Source organism: Pseudomonas sp. SDT291_1_S447 (assembly GCF_054070155.1).
On sequence record NZ_JBSVXS010000210.1, the window covers coordinates 1 to 4,797 of the forward strand.

Annotated in this window: 4 protein-coding genes; 2 read left to right on the forward strand and 2 right to left on the reverse strand. The window is 59.6% G+C overall.

Going from position 1 to position 4,797, the window contains the following annotated elements; all coding sequences use genetic code 11:
- Positions 1-162 precede the first annotated feature (162 nt).
- The gene (locus ACW9IR_RS28630) at positions 163-1,266 is read left to right on the forward strand and encodes an NADH:flavin oxidoreductase (RefSeq protein ID WP_457465979.1); all 1,104 of its coding nucleotides are present in this window, start codon (positions 163-165) and stop codon (positions 1,264-1,266) included.
- A 135-nt stretch (positions 1,267-1,401) separates the two neighbouring features.
- On the opposite strand, the gene ACW9IR_RS28635 is transcribed toward ACW9IR_RS28630, so the two are convergent.
- Both ACW9IR_RS28635 and cysZ read right to left on the reverse strand, forming a co-directional pair.
- Positions 1,402-2,601: a glycosyltransferase family 4 protein gene (locus tag ACW9IR_RS28635; protein WP_102900673.1), complete on the reverse strand. Its 1,200-nt coding sequence runs from the start codon at positions 2,599-2,601 to the stop codon at positions 1,402-1,404.
- Positions 2,602-2,643: 42 nt separating this feature from the next.
- Positions 2,644-3,396 (reverse strand): sulfate transporter CysZ, encoded by a 753-nt coding sequence (cysZ, locus tag ACW9IR_RS28640; protein ID WP_457465982.1) that lies wholly within the window; start codon positions 3,394-3,396, stop codon positions 2,644-2,646.
- A gap of 311 nt (positions 3,397-3,707) precedes the next feature.
- Here cysZ and trxB point away from each other — a divergent pair, with 311 nt between their 5' ends.
- Positions 3,708-4,670: a thioredoxin-disulfide reductase gene (gene trxB, locus ACW9IR_RS28645; protein ID WP_016987028.1), complete on the forward strand. Its 963-nt coding sequence runs from the start codon at positions 3,708-3,710 to the stop codon at positions 4,668-4,670.
- Positions 4,671-4,797: the final 127 nt, after the last annotated feature.

A 4,797-nucleotide genomic window follows, 5' to 3' on the forward strand; every position in this document is an offset into this window, starting at 1 on the left:
GCTCCTACAGGTGACCTCAAAACCCCATGTAGGAGCTGCCGAAGGCTGCGATCTTTTGCTTTGCGTCTTTTAATCCTTAATCACCCAAATCAATAGTGCTGTTCAAAGGGTACGCGCCTCCATATTATCGCCGTCATAAAGCCTTCTCTGTGGAGCCCTTCGATGCCCGTTCAAGCCTTGTTCAAACCCTTCCACCTCGGTGCCCTCGAACTGCCGACCCGCGTGGTCATGGCACCAATGACCCGCTCGTTTTCACCGGGTGGCGTACCGAATTCGAAAGTCATCGAGTACTACCGTCGTCGCGCGGCAGCCGGCGTTGGCCTGATCATCACCGAAGGCACTACCGTTGGCCACATTGCCTCCAACGGCTACCCGAACGTGCCGCAGTTCTTCGGCGAAGCGCCACTGGCCGGCTGGAAGAAGGTCGTTGATGCGGTTCACGCCGAAGGCGGCAAGATCGTTCCGCAACTGTGGCATGTGGGTAGCGTGCGCCGCATCGGCACCGAGCCGGACGCCAGCGTGCCGGCTTACGGCCCGTCGGAAAAACTCAAGGACGGTCAGGTCGTGGTGCACGGCATGACCCAACAGGACATCAAGGACGTGATCGCCGCGTTCGCCCAAGCCGCCAAGGATGCACAAAGCATCGGCATGGACGGCGTGGAAATCCACGGCGCGCACGGTTACCTGATCGACCAGTTCTTCTGGGAAGGCAGCAACCAGCGCACCGATGAATACGGCGGCAGACTGGCCAACCGTTCGCGTTTCGCCATCGAACTGATTCAAGCCGTACGTGCGGCCGTAGGCGAAGGTTTCCCGATCATCTTTCGTTTCTCGCAATGGAAGCAGCAGGATTACACCGCGCGTCTGGTGCAGACTTCGGAAGCGTTGGGTGAGTTTCTCAAGCCGCTGTCCGACGCTGGCGTGGATATTTTCCACTGCTCGACGCGGCGTTTCTGGGAGCCGGAGTTCGATGGTTCCGAGCTGAACCTGGCAGGCTGGACGCGCAAGCTCACCGGCAAGCCGACCATCACCGTCGGTAGCGTTGGCCTCGATGGCGAGTTCCTGCAGTTCATGGTCAACACCGACAAGGTCGCGCAACCGGCCAGTCTGGAAAACCTGCTGGAGCGTTTGAACAAAGAGGAATTCGATCTGGTCGCGGTGGGGCGTGCGCTGCTGGTCGATCCGGACTGGGCACAGAAAGTCCGCGAAGGGCGTGAGCAGGATATCTTGCCGTTCAGCCGTGAGGCGTTGATGACGCTGGTTTAAGCGGCGCCCTTACTGACGCTATCGCTGGCAAGCCAGCTCCCACAGGTTTCATGGCTGTTCACCCGACCTGTGGTCACTGGAAATACCTGTGGGAGCTGGCTTGCCAGCGATGGCGGTTTCAAACGCAACAATAATTCAGGGAAGTGTCTGCGCATTCGGGACAACCAACTCCCCCAAACAAGCCCCGCGCAAATGCTTTTCAAACTGCTCGATAACCGCCGGCCAGCCTTGGCGACTCGCATGCTGCCGCGCATTCAGGCGCACACAGCGCAGCCGCTCATCCTCTTCCAGTAACCATGCAGCGGCGTCGCAAAACGCCTGCTCATCTCCCGGCATCGCCAGCACGCCGTTGTAGCCATGGCGAATATGCTGCGCCGCCGCAGCCTGATCGTAAGCCACCACACCGAGGCCCGACGCCAAAGCTTCGAGCACGACATTGCCGAAGGTTTCCGTCAGGCTCGGAAACAGAAATACATCGCCTGACGCGTAGTGCGCCGCCAACGCCTCACCGCGCTGTGCGCCGCAGAAGATTGCCTCGGGCAATTCCTTTTCCAGCGCGAGCCGCTGCGGCCCGTCACCGACCACGATCAGTTTCAGATTACGCTGTGGATAAGTCTCGCGCAGGGTTGCAAAGCTGCGCTTGAGCAGGCCCAGGTTTTTCTCCGGAGCCAAACGTCCTACGTGAATCACGGCGACGTCGCGCTCGCTCAGTCCCCATTGCTCACGCAAGGCATTCAGCCGTTTGCTCGGATGAAACAACTGGCTGTCGACACCGCGCGACAACAGCGCCAAACGCTCGAAATGCCGTCGCTCCAGTTCCAGGCGCTGACTGACACTCGGCACTAACGTCAGCGCCGAGCGATTGTGAAACCAGCGCAGATAGTGCGTGAGCATCCGCGTCAGCAGACCGAGCCCATATTGACTGGTGTATTGCTGAAAGTTGGTGTGGAACCCGCTGACCACCGAAATGCCCAGACGCCGCGCCGCACGCAGGGCCGATAACCCGAGCGGTCCTTCCGTGGCGATATACAGCACATCGGGACGCTGACGTTTCCAGCGTCTCAGCAGTTTGTGCATCGACGACTGACCCCATTGCAGCCCCGGATACCCCGGCAACGGCCAGCCACGGCACAACAGCAAGGCGTCATCTTCACTGCGCTGCGGATCGCCGGCCTGACGTGGGCGTACCAGTTCAACCTTATGCCCACGCGCGCGCAGTCCATCGCACAAGCGGCCAAGGGTATTGGCCACGCCGTTAATTTCCGGTGGGAAGGTTTCGCTGATCAGGGTGATGTGTAGAGCTGTCGTCATGACCTCAGTGTCGGCTGAGGCCATGTCGTGCTTGTGACGTTCGGATGATGGATTTGTGACGTCGCGTTAGCGCTGAGTCACCAGATTCTCTGCGCCACGTTCACGCACCCAGAACAACGTCGCCCCGGCCACAGCGGCCGGCATCATCAGGATGTTGACCACCGGTATCAGCAACACCAAATAGACGATCCCGCCAAAACTCATGCTCTGCCAGCGCTTCTGCCGCAGCCAGGCGAGCATTTCGTTCCAGCCCAGTTTGTGGTTGTCCGCCGGGTAGTCGATGTACTGGATGGCCATCATCCATACGCCGAACAAAAGCCACAGCGGTGCGGCGATGATGTTCACCACAGGGATGAACGACAGGATGAACAGGCCGATGGCGCGCGGCAGAAAGTAGCCGAGTTTGCGCATTTCCCGTGCAAGGGTGCGCGGAACCATGGCGATCAGTTCGCCCCAGCTGAACGCCGGGAAATCATCAGTGCCGCGCACCACCACTTCGACTTTTTCCGCGAGAAAACCGTTGAACGGTGCGGCGATCACGTTGGCGAGCATGGTGAAGGTGAAAAACACCATCAACGCCACCAGCACCACGAACAAGGGCCAGAGGATGTAGCTGAGGAAACTCAGCCATTCGGGCAGCGACGGCATCAGCGTATCGACCCACAGGCTGAACTGGTGGCCGGCCAGATAGATCAATCCGACGAACAGCACCAGGTTGATGGCCAGCGGCAGCAGCACGAACAGTCGCAGGCTGGGGCTGAGGACCAGTTTGAGGCCTTCGCGCAGGTATTGCGGGCCAGACAGAACGGGGGCGGGCATAAGGTGCTCCGAGCAAGGGAAAACGCGCCGACCTTACCGGCTTTGCACTACGTGCGAAAGCGCGGCAGAGTGATCGACATCCACTGTAACAAAGACGTCCATCTCGTCAGTGTGACGGCATAGAGACCACCTATGAGCTGGATTGTTAAACCGTATTTCCTTAATCTTGCCCCCCTCGATACGCTGCACCCAACTTTTTACAGGACTGTCGAGCTCAAGCCTTCCCCAAGGTTTTCCACGGTCCTTTTTTATTCCCGCCGGCAGTCCGGCGATCCGGGCCTGTGTTTCGGCCCGGTCAACAGGAGCAGGTCATGTCTGAAGTCCGTCATTCGCGAGTGATTATTCTCGGTTCCGGCCCTGCCGGTTACAGCGCAGCGGTATACGCGGCCCGCGCCAACCTCAAGCCACTGCTGATCACCGGCATGCAGGCTGGCGGTCAACTGACCACCACCACTGAAGTCGACAACTGGCCGGGCGACGTCCACGGCCTGACTGGCCCGGTGCTGATGGAGCGCATGCGTGAACACGCCGAGCGTTTTGAAACCGAGATCGTCTTCGACCACATCAACGCTGTGGACTTCGCTTCCAAGCCGTACTCCTTGACCGGCGATAGCGCGACCTACACCTGCGACGCCCTGATCATCGCTACTGGCGCCAGCGCTCGTTACCTGGGCCTGCCGTCGGAAGAAGCGTTCATGGGTAAAGGTGTTTCCGCCTGCGCAACCTGCGACGGTTTCTTCTACCGCAACAAGCCGGTAGCTGTGGTCGGTGGTGGCAACACTGCGGTTGAAGAGGCACTGTACCTGGCCAACATCGCCAGCACTGTGACGCTGATCCACCGTCGCGAAACCTTCCGCGCCGAAAAGATCCTGATCGACAAGCTCAACGCTCGCGTCGCTGAAGGCAAGATCATCCTCAAGTTGAACGCCAACCTCGACGAAGTGCTGGGCGACAACATGGGCGTGACCGGTGCGCGTCTGAAGAACAACGACGGCAGCTTCGACGAAATCACCGTCGACGGCGTGTTCATCGCCATCGGCCACACCCCGAACACCTCGCTGTTCGAAGGCCAGCTGACCCTGAAAGACGGTTATCTGGTGGTGCAGGGCGGCCGTGACGGCAACGCTACTGCGACCAGCGTCGAAGGCATCTTCGCTGCCGGTGATGTGGCTGACCACGTTTACCGTCAAGCCATCACCTCGGCCGGCGCCGGCTGCATGGCGGCACTGGACACCGAACGTTACCTGGACGGTCTGCAGAACGCTTCGTTCTAAGATCGCAGGCATAAAAAAACCGGCTTCGGCCGGTTTTTTTGTGCCCGTTATTCCTGCTCCAACGCAATTCATTGTAGGAGTGAGCCTGCTCGCGATAGCGGTGTACCGGTCACCATATGAGTCGACT